Origin of the sequence: Rhizobium sp. BK312 (assembly GCF_014193605.1) — a bacterium.
Classification (GTDB): Bacteria; Pseudomonadota; Alphaproteobacteria; order Rhizobiales; family Rhizobiaceae; genus Rhizobium.
Map to the genome: position 1 here is coordinate 26,083 of NZ_JACHZP010000014.1, position 20,031 is coordinate 46,113.

General features: G+C 59.7%; 20 protein-coding genes, 1 tRNA gene and 1 pseudogene. 15 read left to right on the plus strand and 7 right to left on the minus strand.

The window, feature by feature from the left end; translation table 11 throughout:
- The first annotated feature begins 209 nt into the window (after nt 1-209).
- On the plus strand, nt 210-983 hold the full coding sequence (locus FHT85_RS28270) for a metallophosphoesterase family protein (RefSeq protein ID WP_112412250.1): 774 nt from the start codon (nt 210-212) through the stop codon (nt 981-983).
- Nucleotides 984-990: 7 nt separating this feature from the next.
- Here the strand turns inward: FHT85_RS28270 and FHT85_RS28275 are convergent, their stop codons facing one another.
- Both FHT85_RS28275 and FHT85_RS28280 read right to left on the minus strand, forming a co-directional pair.
- The gene (locus tag FHT85_RS28275; protein WP_112412251.1) at nt 991-2,472 is read right to left on the minus strand and encodes an NAD-dependent succinate-semialdehyde dehydrogenase; all 1,482 of its coding nucleotides are present in this window, start codon (nt 2,470-2,472) and stop codon (nt 991-993) included.
- 71 nt (nt 2,473-2,543) lie between these two features.
- Nucleotides 2,544-3,815, minus strand: a complete 1,272-nt coding sequence (locus tag FHT85_RS28280; protein WP_112412252.1) for a 4-aminobutyrate--2-oxoglutarate transaminase — start codon at nt 3,813-3,815, stop codon at nt 2,544-2,546.
- A 221-nt stretch (nt 3,816-4,036) separates the two neighbouring features.
- On the opposite strand from FHT85_RS28280, the gene FHT85_RS28285 reads away from it, so the two are divergent.
- The 3 genes from FHT85_RS28285 to FHT85_RS28295 all read left to right on the plus strand — a co-directional run bounded on the left by FHT85_RS28285 (nt 4,037) and on the right by FHT85_RS28295 (nt 7,503).
- On the plus strand, nt 4,037-4,864 hold the full coding sequence (locus tag FHT85_RS28285; RefSeq protein ID WP_112412253.1) for a MerR family transcriptional regulator: 828 nt from the start codon (nt 4,037-4,039) through the stop codon (nt 4,862-4,864).
- Between the two features lie 83 nt (nt 4,865-4,947).
- Nucleotides 4,948-5,574, plus strand: coding sequence for a ribonuclease D (locus tag FHT85_RS28290; protein ID WP_112398639.1), 627 nt, complete (start codon nt 4,948-4,950; stop codon nt 5,572-5,574).
- Nucleotides 5,575-5,811: 237 nt separating this feature from the next.
- The gene (locus tag FHT85_RS28295) at nt 5,812-7,503 is read left to right on the plus strand and encodes a hypothetical protein (RefSeq protein WP_112398638.1); all 1,692 of its coding nucleotides are present in this window, start codon (nt 5,812-5,814) and stop codon (nt 7,501-7,503) included.
- Nucleotides 7,504-7,605: 102 nt separating this feature from the next.
- Here the strand turns inward: FHT85_RS28295 and rpsA are convergent, their stop codons facing one another.
- Both rpsA and cmk read right to left on the minus strand, forming a co-directional pair.
- Nucleotides 7,606-9,309, minus strand: a complete 1,704-nt coding sequence (gene rpsA / locus FHT85_RS28300; RefSeq protein WP_112338876.1) for a 30S ribosomal protein S1 — start codon at nt 9,307-9,309, stop codon at nt 7,606-7,608.
- A gap of 180 nt (nt 9,310-9,489) precedes the next feature.
- Complete coding sequence (gene cmk, locus FHT85_RS28305; RefSeq protein WP_112412254.1) at nt 9,490-10,122, minus strand: (d)CMP kinase; 633 nt, start codon at nt 10,120-10,122, stop codon at nt 9,490-9,492.
- On the opposite strand from cmk, the gene FHT85_RS31055 reads away from it, so the two are divergent.
- From FHT85_RS31055 to FHT85_RS28325, 4 genes are all read left to right on the plus strand, one after another.
- Nucleotides 10,121-10,402 (plus strand): hypothetical protein, encoded by a 282-nt coding sequence (locus FHT85_RS31055; protein WP_183774651.1) that lies wholly within the window; start codon nt 10,121-10,123, stop codon nt 10,400-10,402. The genes cmk and FHT85_RS31055 overlap by 2 nt on opposite strands.
- 206 nt (nt 10,403-10,608) lie before the next feature.
- Nucleotides 10,609-10,989, plus strand: a complete 381-nt coding sequence (locus FHT85_RS28315) for a TIGR02300 family protein (protein ID WP_015338257.1) — start codon at nt 10,609-10,611, stop codon at nt 10,987-10,989.
- Between the two features lie 151 nt (nt 10,990-11,140).
- A tRNA-Ala gene (locus FHT85_RS28320) sits at nt 11,141-11,216 on the plus strand.
- 136 nt (nt 11,217-11,352) lie between these two features.
- Nucleotides 11,353-12,396 (plus strand): hypothetical protein, encoded by a 1,044-nt coding sequence (locus tag FHT85_RS28325; RefSeq protein WP_162709765.1) that lies wholly within the window; start codon nt 11,353-11,355, stop codon nt 12,394-12,396.
- A gap of 86 nt (nt 12,397-12,482) precedes the next feature.
- Here FHT85_RS28325 and FHT85_RS28330 read toward each other — a convergent pair whose 3' ends face one another.
- Complete coding sequence (locus tag FHT85_RS28330) at nt 12,483-12,962, minus strand: ribonuclease H (RefSeq protein WP_312861371.1); 480 nt, start codon at nt 12,960-12,962, stop codon at nt 12,483-12,485.
- Nucleotides 12,963-13,492: 530 nt separating this feature from the next.
- Here FHT85_RS28330 and FHT85_RS30730 point away from each other — a divergent pair.
- From FHT85_RS30730 to FHT85_RS28340, 3 genes and pseudogenes are all read left to right on the plus strand, one after another.
- A pseudogene (locus FHT85_RS30730) lies at nt 13,493-13,645 on the plus strand (GIY-YIG nuclease family protein); the annotation flags it as partial.
- A gap of 112 nt (nt 13,646-13,757) precedes the next feature.
- On the plus strand, nt 13,758-14,480 hold the full coding sequence (locus FHT85_RS28335; protein ID WP_112412256.1) for a YoaK family protein: 723 nt from the start codon (nt 13,758-13,760) through the stop codon (nt 14,478-14,480).
- A 72-nt stretch (nt 14,481-14,552) separates the two neighbouring features.
- Nucleotides 14,553-15,344: a YdcF family protein gene (locus tag FHT85_RS28340; protein WP_112412257.1), complete on the plus strand. Its 792-nt coding sequence runs from the start codon at nt 14,553-14,555 to the stop codon at nt 15,342-15,344.
- 38 nt (nt 15,345-15,382) lie between these two features.
- Here the strand turns inward: FHT85_RS28340 and FHT85_RS28345 are convergent, their stop codons facing one another.
- Nucleotides 15,383-15,862 (minus strand): hypothetical protein, encoded by a 480-nt coding sequence (locus FHT85_RS28345; protein WP_112412258.1) that lies wholly within the window; start codon nt 15,860-15,862, stop codon nt 15,383-15,385.
- 140 nt (nt 15,863-16,002) lie between these two features.
- Between FHT85_RS28345 and FHT85_RS28350 the strand changes: the two genes are divergently transcribed.
- Nucleotides 16,003-16,638 (plus strand): trimeric intracellular cation channel family protein, encoded by a 636-nt coding sequence (locus FHT85_RS28350; RefSeq protein ID WP_112338929.1) that lies wholly within the window; start codon nt 16,003-16,005, stop codon nt 16,636-16,638.
- 40 nt (nt 16,639-16,678) lie between these two features.
- Here FHT85_RS28350 and irrA read toward each other — a convergent pair whose 3' ends face one another.
- Entirely contained in the window at nt 16,679-17,101 is a 423-nt protein-coding gene (irrA, locus tag FHT85_RS28355) for an iron response transcriptional regulator IrrA (protein ID WP_112338881.1), read from the minus strand.
- 297 nt (nt 17,102-17,398) lie between these two features.
- Between irrA and fabA the strand changes: the two genes are divergently transcribed.
- Genes fabA through fabI form a run of 3 tightly spaced genes read left to right on the plus strand, consistent with a single transcriptional unit; the run spans nt 17,399 to nt 20,002 of the window.
- Nucleotides 17,399-17,914 carry a 3-hydroxyacyl-[acyl-carrier-protein] dehydratase FabA gene (gene fabA, locus FHT85_RS28360; protein ID WP_015338264.1) on the plus strand — a complete coding sequence of 172 codons (516 nt, stop codon included), beginning with the start codon at nt 17,399-17,401 and terminating at the stop codon, nt 17,912-17,914.
- Between the two features lie 53 nt (nt 17,915-17,967).
- Complete coding sequence (fabB, locus tag FHT85_RS28365) at nt 17,968-19,191, plus strand: beta-ketoacyl-ACP synthase I (protein WP_092720354.1); 1,224 nt, start codon at nt 17,968-17,970, stop codon at nt 19,189-19,191.
- A gap of 4 nt (nt 19,192-19,195) precedes the next feature.
- Nucleotides 19,196-20,002 (plus strand): enoyl-ACP reductase FabI, encoded by an 807-nt coding sequence (gene fabI / locus FHT85_RS28370; RefSeq protein WP_112412259.1) that lies wholly within the window; start codon nt 19,196-19,198, stop codon nt 20,000-20,002.
- Nucleotides 20,003-20,031 lie beyond the last annotated feature (29 nt).

Consider the following 20,031-nt stretch of genomic DNA (forward strand, 5'->3'; position numbering starts at 1 on the left):
TGCGGATACGCACTGTCAACTTTCTCCATGCATAAAGGTGCCGTTCGGGACGCTTTGCCGCAAGGCGGGTTGGTGCTGCAGGTTCGGTCCTGCTGCCAGAACCGTCACCAGCGATAATTTCCGCCTTTCTGGCAAAGAATCGTCGCTTTTGAGTTCTTTTTGCAGACACAGTTGAGGCGTTCCGGGGTGTGCGCTCGAAAGGCAGTTTCATGGCGGCGTCCAGGATACGCGAAAAAATGACCAATGGCTTCGGCCATCGTCGACGCCGGGAATGGCTCGAACACCTCGACATGCCCACCTACGTCATCGGCGATGTCCACGGGCGTTACGATCTCCTGAGCGCGCTGGAGCGCAAGATCTTTGCCGACGCGGCGAGACTTCCCGGCCGAAAGCTCATCATCATGCTGGGGGATTTCATCGATCGCGGTCCTGCCTCGGCGCAGGTCGTCAGCCGGCTGATGGCGCCGCCGCCGAACGGTTTCGACCGCATCTGCCTGACTGGCAATCATGAGATGGAGATGCTTTCCTATGTCGACGGAGAGATATCGCTTGAGGATTGGGTGGCGCTCGGCGGGGATGCGACGCTCGCCTCCTATGGCGTGGATATCCCTCGTTTGCAGCAATTATATCCCAAGCGGAAGATGCTCGATACGTTCATTCGAACCTGGCTGCCCGACGATCACGTCAATTTCCTCCGTAGCCTGCCGATCCTGCTGGACACGCCCAAGGCGCTGTTCGTTCATGCCGGCATCGATCCCGACCGGTCGATTGCCGACCAGCAAGACGACGACCTGGTCTTCATCCGCTCGCGTTTCTACGACAGCGCGCAGCCGCTGCCGAAGTTGATCATCCACGGCCACACGCCAGTCCAACGGGCCGAAGTCAATGGTCTCAGGCTCAATCTCGATACCGGCGCCTTTTACACCGACCGGCTGAGCGCGGCCCGCCTGTGGCAGGGCCGCATTCATATCACCTCAACCTGATAGCCGGCTACAAATTGCCGATGCAGAGATATTTCATTTCGAGATAGTCATCGGCGCCATGGCGCGAGCCTTCACGGCCGAGGCCGGATTGCTTGATACCGCCGAAGGGTGCCGTTTCTGCTGACATCAGGCCGGTATTGATACCGACCATGCCGTATTCCAGCGCTTCCGCCACGCGCCAAACCTTTTTCAAGTCACCGGCGAAGAAATAGGCGGCAAGGCCGAATTCCGTATCGTTTGCCTGGGCGATGACATCCTCGACGGTGTCGAAGCGGAAGAGCGGCGCAACAGGACCGAACGTTTCTTCGCGTGCGACCTTCATGCTACGGTCGACGCCTGTCAGGATCGTTGGCGCAAAGAAGGTGCCGGCGCCTTCGATGCGCTTGCCGCCCGTCACGACGCGCGCGCCCTTCGAAACGGCATCCCGAACATGGTCTTCAGCCTTGGCGACACCCTGTTCGTCGATCAGCGGCCCAACAGTTACACCTGGCTTGAAGCCGTCACCGACAGAAAGCTCGGCCACCTTGGCGGCGAGCTTGGCGGCAAAGGCGTCATAGACATTGGATTGCACATAGATGCGGTTGGCGCAGACGCAGGTCTGCCCGGCATTGCGATATTTCGAAGCCATGGCGCCTTCGACGGCGGCATCGAGATCGGCGTCGTCGAAAACGATGAAGGGCGCATTGCCGCCGAGCTCGAGGCTGACCTTCTTGATCTGGTCGGCGCACTGGCGCATGAGGATGCGGCCGACTTCCGTCGAGCCCGTGAAGCTGATCTTGCGCACCTTCGCATTACCGCAAAGCTCGCGGCCGATCGCTGGGCCATCGATGCCGACGATGATGTTGAGCACCCCTGGGGGAATGCCTGCCTCCTCGGCAAGCACGGCAAGCGCGATTGCCGTCAGCGGCGTCTGTTCGGCAGGCTTCGAGACCACGGTGCAGCCGACAGCCAGCGCCGGCGCGACCTTGCGGGCGATCATGGCCGCCGGGAAATTCCAGGGCGTGATCGTGCCGACGACGCCGACCGGCTGCTTGATCACGACCATGCGCTTGTCGTTGGAGGGGGCGGGGATGGTTTCGCCGTAGATGCGCTTGGCCTCTTCCGCATACCATTCGACATAGGAAGCGGCGTAGAGAATCTCGCCTCTGGCTTCAGGAAGCGGCTTGCCCATCTCGGCGGTCAGGATCGCCGCCAGCTCGTCGGCATTGGCAACCATCAGATCGAACCATTTGCGCAGGATCACGGCTCGTTCCTTGGCCGGACGGGCAGCCCAGGCGACCTGCGCGGCATAGGCAGCATCGATGGCAGCCGTTGTCTCGGTAGTACCCATATCGGGCAGCGAGGCCAGCACTTCGCCGGTCGCGGGGTTGATGACATCGAATGTCTTCGTCGCCCCGCCGGTCGTCCATGCGCCATTGATATAGCCGGAAGCGCGCAGGAGGCGCGAGGAGAAGGGAACGTGCTTGGTTATTGCGGTCGTAAAGGACATGGTCTGCACTCCGACAGGGTTTGCCCGGCAGTTCGCGCCGGCAAATAAAGGAAAATACGTTGGCGCGCCTGTTAATGGGAGGCGCTTGCCTCCAATAGCGATGCCTCGAGGATATCGAGCGCTTCGCTGAACACGCCATCCTGAATAGTGATCGGCGACAGGAAGCGGATGACGTTGCCATAGACGCCGCAGGTCAAAAGAATCAGCCCCTTGTCGAGCGCGATCAGCCGCACCTTGTTGGCGAAATCCGCGCTCGGCAGCTTCGTCGTCGCGTCGTTGAATTCAACCGCATTCATGAAGCCGGGGCCGCGGATATCGGCGATTTCGGGCACCTTGTCGCGCAGCGATTCCAGTCGCTGTTTCAGGCGCGAGCCGAGCTGGTTGGCGCGGTCGCACAGACCCTCGTCGGCGATGACGTCGAGCACGGCATGGGCTGCGGCGATGCCGAGCGGATTGCCGCCATAGGTGCCGCCGAGGCCGCCTGGAGCGGGTGCATCCATGATTTCGGCTCGGCCGGTGACGGCGGCGAGCGGGAAGCCGCCGGCAAGACTCTTTGCCATGGTGACGAGATCGGCGGCCACCTCATGGTGGTCCATCGCAAACATCCTGCCGGTGCGCGCAAAGCCGGTTTGCACCTCGTCGGCGATCAGTAGAATGCCGTGCTGGTCGCAAATCTCGCGCAGTGCCTTCATGAAGGCCGCCTGCGCGGGATAGAAGCCGCCTTCGCCCTGCACGGGCTCGAGGATGATCGCGGCCACACGCTGTGGATCGACATCGGCGGCAAACAGCTTCTTCAGTGTCGCCAGCGACTGCTCGACACTGATGCCGTGCAGCGGCACCGGGAAGGGTGCATGGAAAACATCGCCCGGCATCGGGCCGAAGCCGATCTTATAGGGGGCGACCTTGCCGGTCAGCGCCATGCCCATGAAGGTACGGCCGTGGAAGCCGCCGCCAAAGGCGATAATGGCGGAGCGGCCGGTGGCGGCGCGGGCGATCTTGACGGCATTTTCGACCGCTTCGGCACCAGTCGTCACGAAGATCGTCTTCTTGGCGAAATCGCCGGGAACGATCGCGTTCAGCCGCTCGGCCAGATGCACATAGCTCTCATAGGGTACGACCTGATGGCAGGTATGCGTAAAGCGGTCGAGCTGTTCCTTGACGGCGGCAATCACGCGGGCATGGCGATGGCCTGTATTCACCACCGCAATGCCGGAAGCAAAATCGATATAGCGATTGCCTTCCTTGTCCCAGATCTCCGCATTTTCGGCGCGGTCGGCATAGATCTGCGTCGTCATGCCGACGCCGCGAGAAATGGCGGCGTTCTTCCGCTCGGTCAGGGTCATTGCAGTGGCTCCCACAAGGTGTTTTCGAATTATCTTGCAGAAGTTCTGCAAGTTATTTACAAAACTCCTACATTTTTCCTGTAGGATTTCAAGCGGGATTTTGTGAGGGAGACAAGAATGAGCCGAAGACTGGCAGGAGGTTGCCGCTTTCCTTTAAGGCGCGCTAAGTCGCTTCATCCGTGCTAAACGGATCGAAAAACGACAATGAGGGATCTTGGCGAATGAGCAGTGTCGAGCAGGAGCGATATCCGGTGCGCTATAAGGTGGCGGAAGCGGCGCGTCTTGCTGGCGTGTCGGCCTCCACGCTGCGGCTATGGGAAAGCCAGGGCCTTGTGGTTCCCTCCCGCTCCGAGACCGGACACCGCCAGTTCAGCGCCGAGGATGTGGCGCGACTGAAGCGTATTGCATGGTTCCGCGCCGAACGTGGCCTCAATCCTGCAGCGATTCGCGAAGCGCTCGAGACGGAGGAGGGGACTGCCGGATTGGAAAATGGCGAGCAACCGGCCTCCTCCGATATCGGCCGCAGGCTCCGGTCGCTGCGCCATGCCGCCGGCAAAACGCTGGACCAGGTCGCCGCCGACATGGGCATGACCTCCTCGACGCTGTCGACCCTGGAACGCACCTCGCAAGGCGTCAGCTTCAAGACCCTGCATGATCTGGCTGATTATTATGGCACGACGGTATCGCGCCTGTCCGGCGAGGAGCGGGAGGATGCTTCCGCGCTCGTCCGATCCGGCGAATGGCGTGCCTGGCCGGCAACGACGCCGGGCGTCACTGTCCAGCTTCTCGCCGAAGGACGGACGATGATGGACTGCCATCGCTTCGTACTCGCACCCGGTGCGACGAGCGAGGGTGCCTATCGCCACGAGGGAGAAGAGTTCATCCATGTTCTCGTCGGTCACCTGGAGCTGGTGCTCGACAGCGACCAGTTCTTCGATCTTCTGCCCGGCGATTCCCTTTATTTCGAAAGCCGCCGCTATCATTCCTGGCGCAACCGTCATGATGGTGAGACCATATTGCTCTGGATCAATACGCCGCCGACATTTTGAGCGGTGCCGGTATGGTTCTCATCCTCTCCGTTCTATAGAACGGACGAAAAGCGAATTCAGAACGACAGAGCCGGGAGAATCTCATGGCTGCCACCATCCGTTATCACGAAGGCGATATTTCCACTGAGGATGCCGCCCGCTACACCGGCGCCATTGCCATCGACACCGAAACTCTCGGGCTCGTTCCACGCCGTGACCGACTTTGCCTCGTGCAGCTTTCGCCCGGCGACGGCACGGCTGACATCATCCGCATTGCGGCTGGCCAGAAGCAGGCCCCCAATCTCGTCGCCATGCTGGCCGACCCGACGCATCAGAAGATCTTTCACTATGGTCGCTTCGACATCGCGGTGCTGTTTCACACCTTCGGCGTCACCACGACACCCGTCTTCTGTACCAAGATCGCGTCGCGCCTCTGCCGTACCTATACCGACCGTCACGGCCTGAAGGACAATCTCAAGGAAATGCTCGAGGTAGATATCTCCAAGGCGCAGCAATCGTCCGACTGGGCGGCGGAAACGCTGTCTCCGGCGCAGCTCGAATATGCCGCCTCCGACGTGCTTTATCTGCATGCGCTGCGCGAGAAGCTGACGCAACGCCTGCTGCGCGATGGCCGCATGGACTATGCGGATGACTGTTTCGCCTTCCTGCCGACGCGCGCCAAGCTCGACCTCCTTGGCTGGGAAGAGGCGGATATCTTCGCGCATAGCTGATTGCTTCGCTTGCAGCGCGAAATCCAGGGGCCAGTGTCGCGGAAGTGGCATTGGCCCTTTTATTTAGGGATCTGTTAAGGATTCGACTGCTATTTTGCGGATGATCTCCAGTTCTGCGCGTTCGCGCCTCGTCAGTTCGGTCATCCGGCGCTAGGAAATCCACAGGCCGCATGAGCGGACCTCAATTGAACCTGCTTCCCGCTTCCATCGTCGTCTTGCCAGACAAAGGAGCATGTCATGTTGCTTCCCGTTGGTGCCGTGTCCGCTGTGGGTGTGTCCGTTGAGAAGCCGATTGTCGCGACGGCCGAGACCTCCGGGCTTCAGACGACGGCAACGCCGCTCGCCGTTCTGTCGAGTACCGTCAATGCCAGCGTCGAGGGAAAGCTGAACATGCTGCTGGTCGCGGCCCGCGAACGCATGCTCGACAGCCTGCTTTCCGCCATCGATGCCGCCAGCAAGGTGGTGAATGTTTCCCGTGAGCCGGGCGAGAGCAATACCGCCTATGCGCAACGTGTTGCCGCCGCAATCCGCAGTCTGACGCCGCCGCAACTCGCCGCCGCGCAGCAGCGAATGGATGCTCAGATGAGGACGCCGGTATCCTTGCCGCTTCTGGCAGCGGCGTTGCAGGATCCGGAAAGCCCGCAGGCGGTGCAGCTGGCTCTCAGCCTGGAGCAGGCGTCGGTCACCGAGCCGGACGCCGTCCTGAAGGCGGTCGTCAATTCCTATGGGCAGAATGCCGGCAAAGTGGAAACGCCGGCTGCGCAGGGACCGACATCGGCTCCGCTGCAGAAGGTGGCCGATCTGGCCGCCCAGGCGACGGTACTTGCAACTGCCGCAGAAGAACCGGCCTCCGCTATGCGGACCCCTACGCCTGCGCCGGCCACACCACTGCCGGCTCAGCCTGCTGCACAGCCGGCACCTGCGGCGCAGCCGACGCCACAATCGGGCATTCCCGTACAATCTCAATCCGCGCCGGCTGCTGCCCAGACGGCTCAAACACAGACGGTTGCGCAAAACGCTACTGTCGCCGCCCCGCAAGCCGCGCCTGCCAGTAGCGGTGCCGCTGCCCCTGCGGCCGTCACCGCCCAGCCTTCCGTGCTCGCTTCTCTTGTCGATGATTTGACCGCGAGCGCGCTACTGATGGCGATCGCCACAGAAGCCGAACTACCGACCGAAGTCGCGCTGATCCGATCGCCGCTAGCGCCGCCGCCGGTGCCGCGCGATATTCAGCAGATAGAAGCCGACATCAAACAGGGCTTGCAGGTCGTCATTAGCGCGCCCGCGATGGCGACCAGTTCCGATCTTCTTCAGATCATCAACAATCCCTCCTCTTCCGTCGAGAAGATCATCGCCCAGGCGCTGACCGGCAATGCTGCCGCGCAAGCCTCATCCGCGCAGCCGCCGGCCGACAATGAAGGCCTCAAGAGTCCGATCGCGGCGGCGGCCATGCCGGTGTCACTGGCGGAAGGACCCGAGGCATCCGACGTTCTTGCCATCGCTTCCGGCAAGCCGACGTTGCAGACGTCGGCTGTAACGCCGATGGCGGTGTATGAGGCTGCGGAGCAGACGGCAATGCCGGCACCCCTGCCGCTCGGCGTTCCCTTCGTCGTGGCGAATTATCTGCCGGCAGACGCCCCCGCCAAGAACAGCGAATCGAAATTGCTCAATCGCGTCGATCCCGTCGGCGATGAGGAGGGCGGACAAGCTCAGGACGAGGAGAGCCGGCAAGCTCAGGATGAAGAGCATGCCGATGCGGAGGAAGCATCGACAAAGTCAGAGGGCGAGGCATCTGACGAAGCGGAAGCTGGCCCGGCCTCCGCGAGGGATGATAGCGTCAGGCCGGAGCTCGTTGCCTTGCCGCAGCCTCTGCGCGACCCTCTGCACGACCACGCCTTCGATTTCTACCGGCGCATGGTCGCCTGGGAATAGCCGGCTCGCAACAGACAGGCGGCACGGGCACCGCATGGTGGACAAAGAAAAACCCGCCGGATCGCTCCGGCGGGTCTTTTGTTTCCAGGCTTCTACCGAAGATTATTCGGCGTTGCGGTTCTTCAGAGCCGCACCCAGGATGTCGCCGAGCGAAGCGCCCGAGTCGGACGAACCGAACTGAGCAACGGCTTCCTTCTCTTCCGCGATTTCCAGAGCCTTGATGGACAGCATGATCTTGCGGTCCTTCTTGGAGAAGTTGGTGACGCGAGCGTCGACAATCTGACCAACCGAGAAACGCTCCGGGCGCTGCTCGTCACGGTCACGCGACAGATCGGCGCGGCGGATGAACGAGGTGATGTCTTCGTGGTTGACGAGCTTCACTTCGATGCCGCCGTCGTTGACTGCGATGACTTCGCAGGAAACGACTGCATTCTTGCGCAGGTCGCCGGAAGCTGCTGCTTCGCCGACTGCGTCCTTGCCGAGCTGCTTGATGCCGAGCGAGATGCGTTCCTTCTCGACGTCGACGTCGAGAACGACAGCCTTGACGACGTCACCCTTGTTGTACTCTTCGATGACCTGCTCGCCCGGACGGTTCCAGTCGAGGTCGGAGAGGTGAACCATGCCGTCCACATCGCCGTCGAGGCCGATGAACAGGCCGAATTCGGTCTTGTTCTTGACTTCGCCTTCGACTTCGGTGCCAGCCGGATGGTTGCGGGCGAATGCTGCCCACGGGTTTTCCAGCGTCTGCTTCAGGCCGAGAGAGATACGACGCTTGGTCGGATCGACTTCGAGAACGACGACTTCGACTTCCTGGCTCGTGGACAGGATCTTGCCGGGGTGAACGTTTTTCTTGGTCCAGGACATTTCCGAGATGTGGATGAGGCCTTCGATGCCCGGCTCCAGCTCGACGAACGCACCGTAGTCGGTGATGTTCGTGACGGTACCGGAGATTTTCTTGCCTTCCGGATACTTGGCCTGGATGCCATCCCACGGATCGCTCTCGAGCTGCTTCATGCCGAGCGAGATGCGGTGGGTTTCCTGGTTGATGCGGATGATCTGTACCTTGACCTGCTGGCCGATGGACAGGATTTCCGACGGATGGTTCACACGGCGCCATGCCATGTCGGTAACGTGCAGCAGGCCGTCGATGCCGCCGAGGTCGACGAACGCACCGTAATCGGTGATGTTCTTGACGACGCCGTCAACAACCTGGCCTTCTTCGAGGTTCTGAACGATTTCAGAACGCTGCTCGGCACGGGACTCTTCCAAAACCGTACGACGCGAAACGACGATGTTGCCGCGACGCTTGTCCATCTTGAGGATTTCGAAGGGCTGCGGGTTGTGCATCAGCGGGGTAACGTCGCGGATCGGACGGATGTCGACCTGCGAACGCGGCAGGAAGGCGATAGCGCCATCCAGATCGACGGTGAAGCCGCCCTTGACCTGGTTGAAGATGACGCCTTCGACGCGCTCGCCAGCTTCGAACTTGACTTCGAGCTTGATCCAGCTTTCTTCGCGGCGAGCCTTTTCGCGCGACAGAACGGCTTCGCCAAGCGCGTTTTCGATACGCTCGACGTAGACTTCGACTTCATCGCCAACCTTGAGCGTGCCGTCCTTGGCGCGTGCACCGAATTCCTTCAGCGCGATGCGGCCTTCGACCTTGAGGCCGACGTCTACAACGGCGACATCCTTTTCGATGGCGGTGATGATGCCCTTGGTGACATAGCCTTCAGCCAGATCGTTCTTGGCAAAGGATTCTTCGAGAAGGGCCGCGAAATCTTCGCGAGAGGGGGAAGTTACAGACATAAAATCTCCTGGCGTGTCCCGATCATGCAATCTGGACACTGATGCGCCGGTGGTTCGCGTTGAACAGGCCTGACCCCAGTCCGCCTCCCTTCGGGAAGCTATCCGGCGCTTGGACGGAATGTCAGGCTATCTTGAAATCGGCGGTTTCCGGCGCGAGGCGCGCGAAGGCCGCTCAAATTTTCAGGCATTTCGGCTCAGAGCGGCGTCGATGATCGATTTCGCCGTCTGAAACGCCGCTTCTATACTCATTTCTGAGGTATCTAGCAAGTGCGCGTCTTCAGCTGGTTTCAAAGGGCTGTCGGTGCGTCCCATATCGCGCTCGTCGCGCCGTTTCACGTCCTCGAAAATGGCGTCGTAATCGGCGCTGCCGCCGGCTTCGACAATCTCCTCGTAGCGCCGCTTCGCTCGCACTTCGGCCGAGGCCGTCACATAGAGCTTTACCGGTGCGCCCGGGCAGACGACAGTGCCGATATCGCGGCCGTCGAGCACGGCGCCGGGCTCCTTCTGCGCAAATTTTTGCTGCATCTCGCGCAATGCGGTGCGCACGGTCGGCATGACTGCGATCTTCGAGGCGGCCTCGCCGATCTCATGTCGGGACAGAAGGGCCCGGTCGAGCCCGGCGAGATCGACCTTGCGCGCCATGCCTTCGGCAATCGCTTCGTCGTTGAGCGGCAGCCCGGCATCGAGCAGCGCCTTGGCCGTGGCACGATAGGTGAGGCCAGTGTCGAGATGATGATAGCCATAGGCTTCGGCGATCCGGCGTGCCAGAGTTCCCTTGCCGGCGGCCGCTGGTCCGTCGATGGCGATGATCATGTCTTTTCCGTCCCTAACCGGTCTCTCGTTGTTTGCTGTAGCGACGCACCAGTCCGGCCATTTCCGCCAACGCCGTGCGATCGATCGCCGAAACGCCCTCGGCGACGCCCTGTCGGTCAGCCAGCGGCCGGTTCTGGCTCACCTTCCATTTGCCGTCAATCCTCTCGATGTCGATTTCGATGCCGGCGATGCCTTTCATCTGGGTTGCGATGAATTCCGGCAGCGCATCTTTCCACGCTCTATGGCTCAGGGTGCCTGGGCCATTGCATTTTCCCGGTGAGCATCTCCTCGACGGCCTCCCGCTTCGTAAAGCCCTTTGGCAAAGGCCTGTCGACCACTATACTAAAACCCTATGCAAAGCGGCGTGAACTTTAGCTTTGACAGAAACGGCCGCAACGATTAAGGGGACCGGCTGATATTTCCCTTAAAACGCCGGCTTCCCCGGCATTGCCGAATTTTCATTCGGCCATTCATGAGGCTTTGACAGTGGCGAAAGCGGAACTTGGAACAAAACGTACCGATCCCGATACCGGCAAGAAGTTCTATGACCTGAACCGGGATCCGGTGGTCTCGCCCTATACCGGCAAGTCCTGGCCCTTGTCCTTCTTCGAAGAAACCTCCGCTTCCAAGGAAGTTCCGGAAGAGGATGAAGTGGCCGAAGTCGATACCGAAAACACGGAAGTCGAGCTGGTATCGCTCGAAGATGCCGACGAGGCTGCAAGCGGTGATGACATTCCGGATATCGGCGATGACGATGTCGAAATCGGCGACGATGACGACGATACCTTCCTCGAAGCCGACGAAGATGAAGATGATGACGACATGAGCGACATCATCGGCGTCACCGGCGACGAAGACGACGTCTGATCTGAAAGACGATCGGCCCGGTGAAGGAAAAAATTTCCCGGGCCGAATTTTTCGGCTTGCTATCTGTGAAAACCACAAGTAATAAGCCGCCACCCCGACGGGCGAAGCGCTCGGAAGGGACCCAGGGCCGGTCAAACGGCACCATCTTGATGGGGCTATAGCTCAGCTGGGAGAGCGCTTGCATGGCATGCAAGAGGTCAGCGGTTCGATCCCGCTTAGCTCCACCAATTTTCCCTGACGTACAGATTTGATAGATATATCAATCGCTTAGGGATGCGTTTCGCAAATCTCTCCGACCAATTCCTACCAACATTTCCGACCAAGTTTTATTGATCACTAAGCCGCCTTGAAACGATGAAGCCGTTGCTGAACGAAAAGTACGAATTAATAGCGTTGTCGAGAAAGATTTTCGGTAACGAAGAGGCCCTATCCAACTGGGGTCCAATTATCAGCATGAGTGGGCAGGTCGCCATGGATCACGCGCCCCATTCAGTTATTAAGATTGAAGAACGCAACGGCGAAGGTCTCACCAAGCTCGCACCAAACATCGACACAATAACCGAAATCTCCAAGGTTCTCGTCTTTCAAATCACTTTGGATCGCAAGCTCGTTGCCACATATTCCGAGCGCGCTCGCGAGCTTATCGCTGCTAAAATCACGGCGGCTGATCGCCTCAAAGAAATCGATATCGAACACATCATCCGCCGCTCGAAAGGTGTGATGTTCCATGGCGAATTGGTTCGGGATTTTGAGCTAAAGGCGTACTCGATATTGGTGGCCGCGCATTTGGCGGACCCCCTTGGGGTCTCGATCCACCGTGTTGTCTCTCACAACGGGGGCGACAAGGCGACTTCCGAAGGCTTCAAAATGAGCCTTGGCCCCCGTACAACTTTTGCGTCCGACGTCGCACTGCGGAGACTATCACCGAGAACGGTATTTGACTTCCTGTGGGCCAAGCCGAAAGAGATCGCGGGCGAACCGACGTCCCAATTCATGAAGGGTCTCAGCTACCTCTCTCAGAGCTTCAGATCGTCGCAAAACCCCTTAGTAGTGTTTATGTGGTCCTTGGCTGCAATTGAGGCGATGCTTTCGACATCCTCAGACAAAGCGAACAGCGGGGCTTTGGAGTTGCGGTTGCGGGCTTTGCTAGATGAAAACCAAGATCACGTTGTGGGTAAATTTCGTGAACTCTATAAATACCGTAACGCGGTATTTCACGGCAACGTGTCGCTTCCGTATTCCTTTGATAGCCGAAACCTGTTCGGCTTCAACGGCGTCAAGCACTCGAACACAATGCCATTCGAGATCGCGACATTTACCTATGCTCTCTCGCTGAAGATCCTCCAGCGTTTTGTTGAGCTGGGGAGGCACAACATTGCCTACGATGTCTCCGTGTCAAAAGAATAGAAGGCCAAGCCGAAGCGAGGCCCTGTTAGGTGTTACCCCGAGACGGGCGCGGTTCATGTGCTATCAGGCGGCGGCGCGAAGGCGGTCTATAGCGGCCCTCGCAAGGGCGTCAGCAGCTTCGTTATCCGGGTTGCCCGCGGGGCATGTCCCTTCACCCACTCGAAAGCGAGCGACAGGCCCGCTGTGGCGAATTCAAAGGCTTTCCAAAGGTCCTGATTTTTGACGGGCTTCTTGTCCGACGCTCGCCAGCCGTTGCGCACCCAGTTTGGGAGCCATTGCGTGAAACCGTCAACGACGTACCGGCTGTCACTGATGATGGTGATGGGGGTGGATCGGTCGACATCGGGGCGGCCACGGATGTATTGGAGGACGGCAAGCACTGCCGACAACTCCATCCTGTTGTTGGTGGTGGCGAGGTCAGCGTCCGAAAATTCGATACGTTCGGTCAGCGCATCGCCGCTCCAGAAGCAGACAATCGCGCCCCATCCACCGGGGCCAGGATTGCCGGAGCAAGCCCCGTCAGTGTGGACGACAACGCGCATGGGAGTGGTATTAGATGAGGCCATAGGGCGCTCTCCTTTCAATTAGTGGGAGTTTTTGAGTAAGACGAACAGGGGCGGCGCTCTGCCAAAAGACACCTAATGGTAGAGGTGTCCTGTCCGCACTGCTAAGGTGAAGTGAAGGCTGTCATATATGACGGTTCGCCTTCCGGCGTCCGTCCTCGTCAGATCAAGGGCTGTTCAAGCCACTCTCGACACTGTTCCGGTCTATCGTCAAACTGAAGTAGGTCGGAAGATGAGGAGTGTCTGAGAACTGAACAAACTGAGCAGGTAAACCGCCGGTGGCCCTGAGGGTGTCCTATATATAGATTTTTTGCACCTGCTGATTGCGAACATTATCCTTTATAATCAGTCTCTTGGTCGATCTGGCTCGACGCGTACAAGTCAACGGATTGGCCACCCTTACGTCATGGACCAAGTAGCCGACATGATACTGAACAACCTGCCGGGAAACGCCGAGTTCATATCCTATCCCGCTGGCTGACACGCCCTCGGACCACATCCGGGCGATATTCTTCCGCAGTTCCCTTAGATAGATGGCGAAGCACAATGCCAGAGAAGTGCCTCATACATCGAAGTATGCGCCGTGGTCGGTCAAAACTTACATCGGCTTTTCCGATGAAGCGCAGGCGTTCGCATTTGAAAAATATCTCAAATCCGGATCGGGTCGCGCCTTTGCCAGAAAGTGATTGTAACCGCGCCTTGGAGAGACGCCCTCCGTTGCAAACGGGCGCTATAATCCTCCACATCCCCCAACTTCATGCTAACATCACATCCTCCGCAACTCGCCCCGAATCGCCCATGACCAGACAGCGCCGCCGTCGTCTTATCAAGACCCGCCGTACCGTGACGGGGTTTCTGCTCGTTGCCTCGATCGCCTTTCTGGCGGGCATGACCGATGCCGTCGGGCTAATGCTGACAGGCAATTTCGTGTCCTTCATGACCGGCAATACGACGCGGGCGGCGATTGCCCTCGGAATGGGCGAGTTCGGTCATGCGGCGGTGCTGTTCTCGGCCATCCTGACATTCATCATCGGCAATGCGCTCGGCATCGTCATTGCCCATGCCGCGGATCGGCGAGCTTTCGTGGTGCTTGCCTGCGTCAGCATCCTTCTGGCCGCTGCCGCGGGCTTTGCGGAGCCGTCGCTGGTTCTCGTGCAGTTCTATCTGGTGGTTCTTGCCATGGGTATGGTCAATGCCACCGTCGAGCATATCGAAGGCCTGCCGATCGGCCTCACCTATGTTACCGGGGCGCTGTCGCGCTTCGGGCGTGGTCTTGGTCGTTTCCTGCTGGGGGATCGGGATTTTCTCTGGACGGTGCAGATCGTGCCCTGGAGCGGCATGATATCAGGCGCCATCATCGGCGCGCTTCTGGCCGGCGCCTTTGGCGCGCACGCGCTCTGGCTGGTGTCCATGGTCGCGCTTGTCCTGGCGCTGTCGACGCTTTTCATTCCCCGTCCGCTGCAGCGCCGCTTCAATCAGCGCTTCGCGGCGTCGCCGCCGCTGGCACGGCGGGCGAAATAGCCACATTGCAGTGCACAAAAATCTGCTAGGGAGTAAAGCGAATCGTTTTGCCGACAAGCGTAAGGATGTGCCGTGTTCGTTTTTTCGAAACTTGTCTGGATCTTCGGTCAGCCGCTGTCGCTGGCCTTCTTGTTTGTCCTGTTGGCATTCATCGCCGCTCTGCTGCGCTGGCGAGCAACCGTCATCACCTCGGCGCTCTTGTCGGCGCTGATCCTGTTCGTCTCGCTTTATACGACGGCCGGCGCCTATGTCGTTCAAACGCTCGAAGAGCGCTTTCCGCATCCGGCTGCCGATCCCGCCGATCTCAAATGCATGATCGTTCTCGGCGGCGCCACTCAGAACGAGGTGACGACGGTCCGAGGCGGCTACGAACTCGATTCGGCCGGCGATCGCCTGATCGAAGCGCTGCGTCTCGCGCAGAAATACCCGCAGGCGCGCATCGTGATCTCGGGCGGCGACGGCTCGATCGGCGGCACCTATGAGGGCGATGCCGTGATTTCCGAGCGTTTCTTCACCGCGCTTGGCATTCCGACAAGCCGCATGGTCGAGGACAAGACCTCGCGCACCACCTTCGAGAATGCCGTCAATACGAAGGAGCTGCTGGCGCAGAACGGGCTTTCGGAGTGCCTGCTGATCACTTCGGGCTTCCACATGCCGCGCTCGATGGGCATTTTCCGCAAACAGGGCATGAATGTCGTGCCCTGGCCGGTCGACTATCGCAGCACCGGCAAGGAAAGTCTCGGCTTCGATTTCACACAGCCCTCGCGCAATGCGCAACTGCTGGCGACCGGATTGCGTGAATGGGTCGGTCTGGTCGGCTATTACGCTGCTGGCCGCACCTCCGCCCTGTATCCAGGACCGTAACGGCGTGTCCAGGCCTAACGATGCGCGCGCCTTAAAACCTATTTCTGGGATATGGTGACGAATTTGGTGCCGCGCACCCTGACGGTGATTTCGCAGACCGCTTCGCCATCCTTGCGGTCGCAGAAGCGCGGATGCATCTTCATGACCAACACCATGTTGCCGAAGCGCTGGATGAAATCGTAGCCGTAGATCTTCGCCGTGGCGATCATCAGGTAACCGCCTTCGGCCACCTGGACATAGAAATTGTAGGGGCAGCCTTCGTCCGTGCAGTAGGGTCCCTTTTCGCCTTTGCAGGTGATCTCACCTTCATTGATGACGATATCCATCAGCTTGTCGTTGTTGATGTCCTGCTGGGTGGCGAATTTGTCGCCGAAGCTCACCTGGCTGTCGCAGCTCTTGGTGAAATGGTCCTCCTCGAAGGCCACGGGGTCCTGCAGGATCGATTGCTGCGCCTCTGCCGCGGCGGGCATGACCACGAGAGCGAAGAGGTTGAGGATTAAGATCAGCAGGGATTTCACGGGGGATTCCTTTTCGAAGCGCCGTTACGGCCGCGATAACAGCCGCAGCCGCTGCGACATCTTTGCACGCGCCTGCTTGCGCGGCCCTTGCCGTCGTGATTCATTTCGGAAAAATCGCGGGCGTTCCGCTGGAGTTTTCGATGTCGCTTCTCTCATTTCTTGATTATGCCGGCGTCGCCCTTTTTGCCGCAACCGGCGCGCTCGCAGCCTCGCGCAAGCAGCTCGATCTGATCGGCTTCCTGTTCCTGGCGGCCGTCACCGGCATCGGGGGCGGCACGCTGCGCGATATCGTCCTTGGCAGAGTGCCGGTCTTCTGGGTGCTGAACCCGACCTATATCATCATCTGCGCCGTGGTCGGCGTCCTGGTCTTCTTCACCGCGCATCTCTTCGAATCGCGCTATCGGCTGCTCATCTGGCTCGATGCGGTGGGGCTGTCGGCCTATTGCGTGATGGGGGCAGCCAAGGGCATGGCGGCGACGGGCTCGCCCACCGTCGCTATCGTCACCGGCGCGCTGACGGCGACCTTCGGCGGCATTTTACGTGATCTCTTGGCAAACGAACCTTCGGTGTTGCTGCGTCCGGAAATCTATGTGACCGCTTCACTCGTCGGCGCCAGCGTCTTCACCGCCGCCAATGCAACGATGCTGCCGCTTTATGCCTCAGCAGGGCTGGGTGTGATCGCGGCTTTTGCAGTGCGCGGCGGCGCGCTCTGGTTCGGCTGGACCTTTCCGACCTATCACCATAAGCCAGGCCGACATCCCGACGATGTGATGTGACGGAGAATCTTGTCGCAGGTGGGCTGACGCGGCGCTTATTTCAGCGCTGCTGCTTGCGCCGCAGGCGGATCACCACGTCAACATGAGCGATTTCCATGCCCTGCGGCGGCTCGGGCAGATTGTCGATCGTCAGGTTGCTGATCGGAATATCCAGCACCTCGTTGTGGCCTTCCACGAAAAAGTGATGGTGATCGGAGACATTGGTGTCGAAATAGGTCTTGGTGCTTTCGACGGCGAGCACGCGGATCAGGCCTGCCTCGGTAAATTGATGCAGCGTGTTGTAGACGGTGGCAAGCGAAACCGGAACGCCGGCGGCAACGGCTTCCTCGTGAAGCTCTTCCACGGTCAGATGGCGGTCGCCCTTGGCGAAAAGGAGGTCTCCCAGTGCGATCCGCTGCCTAGTCGGCCTTAGGCCCACATTACGCAGCCTGGTTTCGATCGCGATTTCGGCATGTTCTGCCATCCAGGGACTCCAGATTCCTGATCTCTATAATTCTTTACTAAGCCATATAACTTTTGCCTTGATTGCTTTCAATAGTTTCCGTGGGGTGGGAAGGTGCTCAAAAGCCGCAAAAAACGGGCTTTTGCCGCATTTGGCTCTGGTAGCGGCTCTGGCGTTCCTGTATGCGACCACCACATAACGGCTAGTGCCTCCGATCGAACGGATGAATGAGAGTCCAATGCTTTCGCTTCATTTTCTGTCCATCTTGCACTAAAGCTTCACATCCATCGGCATTCATGCGGGGGAAACGGAATTTTTATGACGACGAGACAATCCAGCTTCAATTATGAGGAAATCCTGTCCTGTGGCCGCGGCGAGCTGTTCGGCCCGGGCAATGCACAGCTTCCCTTGCCGCCGATGCTGATGGTCCATCGCATTACAGATATTTCCGAAACGGGCGGGGCCTTCGATAAGGGCTATATCCGCGCCGAATACGACGTGCGCCCCGATGATTGGTACTTTCCCTGCCATTTTGCCGGCAACCCGATCATGCCGGGCTGCCTCGGCCTCGACGGCATGTGGCAGCTGACCGGCTTCTTCCTCGGCTGGCTCGGCGAGCCCGGCCGCGGCATGGCGCTTTCGACAGGCGAAGTGAAGTTCAAGGGCATGGTTCGTCCGGACACGAAGCTTCTCGAATACGGCATCGACTTCAAGCGCGTCATGCGCGGCCGCCTCGTCCTTGGCACCGCCGACGGCTGGCTGAAGGCCGATGGCGAGACCATCTATCAGGCGACGGACCTGCGCGTGGGCCTGTCCAAGGACAAGGTTGCCTGAACCGCGGCATCGCCGCCTCCATAAAGACAGATGTTTTAGAAAAGGTCATCGACATGAGACGGGTAGTTGTTACGGGTCTGGGTATTGTCTCTTCGATTGGAAACAATGCTCAAGAAGTGACCGCCTCGCTGCGCGACGCCAAATCCGGTATTTCCTTCTCTCCTGATTTCGCCGAGCATGGCTTCAAGTGCCAGGTCTGGGGCGCGCCGAAGATCGATACGACCGACCTGGTGGATCGCCGCGCCATGCGCTTCCTATCGCAGGGTGGTGCGTGGAACCACGTCGCCATGAAGCAGGCGATCGCCGATAGCGGCCTCGAGGAAGGCGATATCACCAACGAGCGCACCGGCATCATCATGGGCTCTGGCGGCCCCTCGACCCGCACGCTGATCGAGGCGGCCGACATCACCCGTAAGAACAACAGCCCGAAGCGCATCGGCCCCTTCGCGGTGCCGAAGTCGATGTCGTCGACCGCCTCGGCAACGCTTGCGACCTGGTTCAAGATTCACGGCGTCAACTATTCCATCTCGTCGGCCTGCTCGACTTCGGCGCACTGCATCGGCAATGCCGCCGAAATGATCCAATGGGGCAAGCAGGACGTCATGTTCGCCGGCGGTCACGAGGATCTCGATTGGACCATGTCGAACCTCTTTGACGCCATGGGCGCGATGTCCTCCGATTTCAACGAGAACCATCCGGAAACCGCCTCGCGCGCCTACGACGCCAAGCGTGACGGTTTCGTCATCGCTGGCGGCGCCGGCGTGCTGGTTCTGGAAGAGCTTGAGCATGCCAAGGCCCGCGGCGCCAAGATCTATGCCGAAATCATCGGCTACGGCGCCACCTCTGATGGTTACGATATGGTCGCGCCCTCGGGCGAGGGTGCTGTACGCTGCATGCGCCAGGCGCTTGCCACGGTGAAGGGCGATATCGACTACATCAACACCCACGGCACCTCGACGCCGGTGGGCGACAGCAAGGAAATCGGCGCGATCCGCGAAGTCTTCGGTGACAAGATCCCGCCGATCCAGTCGACCAAGTCGCTGACGGGCCATTCGCTCGGCGCAGCGGGCGTTCAGGAATCGATCTATTCGATCCTGATGATGCAGGAGCGCTTTATTGGCGAAAGCGCCCATATCACCGAACTCGATCCGGAATTCGAAGGCGTGCCGGTCGTGCGCAAGCGCATCGACAACGCCAAGTTCGATATCGCTCTTTCGAACTCCTTCGGCTTCGGCGGCACCAACGCCACGCTCGTATTCCAGCGCTACAACGGATAAGGCAATGACGGGAATTATGCAGGGTAAGCGCGGCCTCATCATGGGCGTCGCAAACAATCATTCGATTGCCTGGGGTATTTCAAAGGCGCTGGCAGCCGAAGGCGCGGAACTGGCTTTCACCTTTCAGGGCGAAGCTCTCGGCAAGCGCGTCAAGCCGCTGGCAGCCGAAGTCGGCTCGGATTTCCTGTTGCCTTGCGATGTCGAGGATCTCGCTTCGGTCGATGCCGTCTTCGACGCCATCAAGGAGCGCTGGGGCAAGCTGGACTTCATCGTCCATGCCATCGGCTTTTCCGACAAGAACGAGCTGAAGGGGCTCTACGCCAACACCACGCGGGAGAATTTCACCCGCACGATGGTGATTTCCTGCTTCTCCTTCACCGAGGTCGCCAAGCGTGCCGCCGAACTGATGACGGAAGGCGGCAGCATGCTGACGCTGACCTATAACGGTTCGACGCGCGTGATCCCGAACTACAACGTCATGGGCGTCGCCAAGGCGGCCCTTGAGGCTTCCGTGCGCTATCTTGCCGCCGACTACGGCCCGCGCGGCATTCGCGTCAACGCCGTCTCCGCCGGCCCGATCAGGACGCTCGCCGGCGCCGGCATTTCCGACGCCCGAGCCATCCTGTCGTGGAACCAGCGCAATGCGCCGCTGCGCAAGTCCGTCACCATCGATCAGGTCGGCTCGTCCTCGCTCTATCTCCTGTCGGATCTCTCGGCCGGCGTGACCGGCGAAATCCATTTTGTCGATGCCGGCTACAACATCACCTCTATGCCGACGCTGGAAACGCTGTCGAGCGCCGACGCGGAATAAGCTCCGATCTCAGTCGTGTCCTCCCGGTT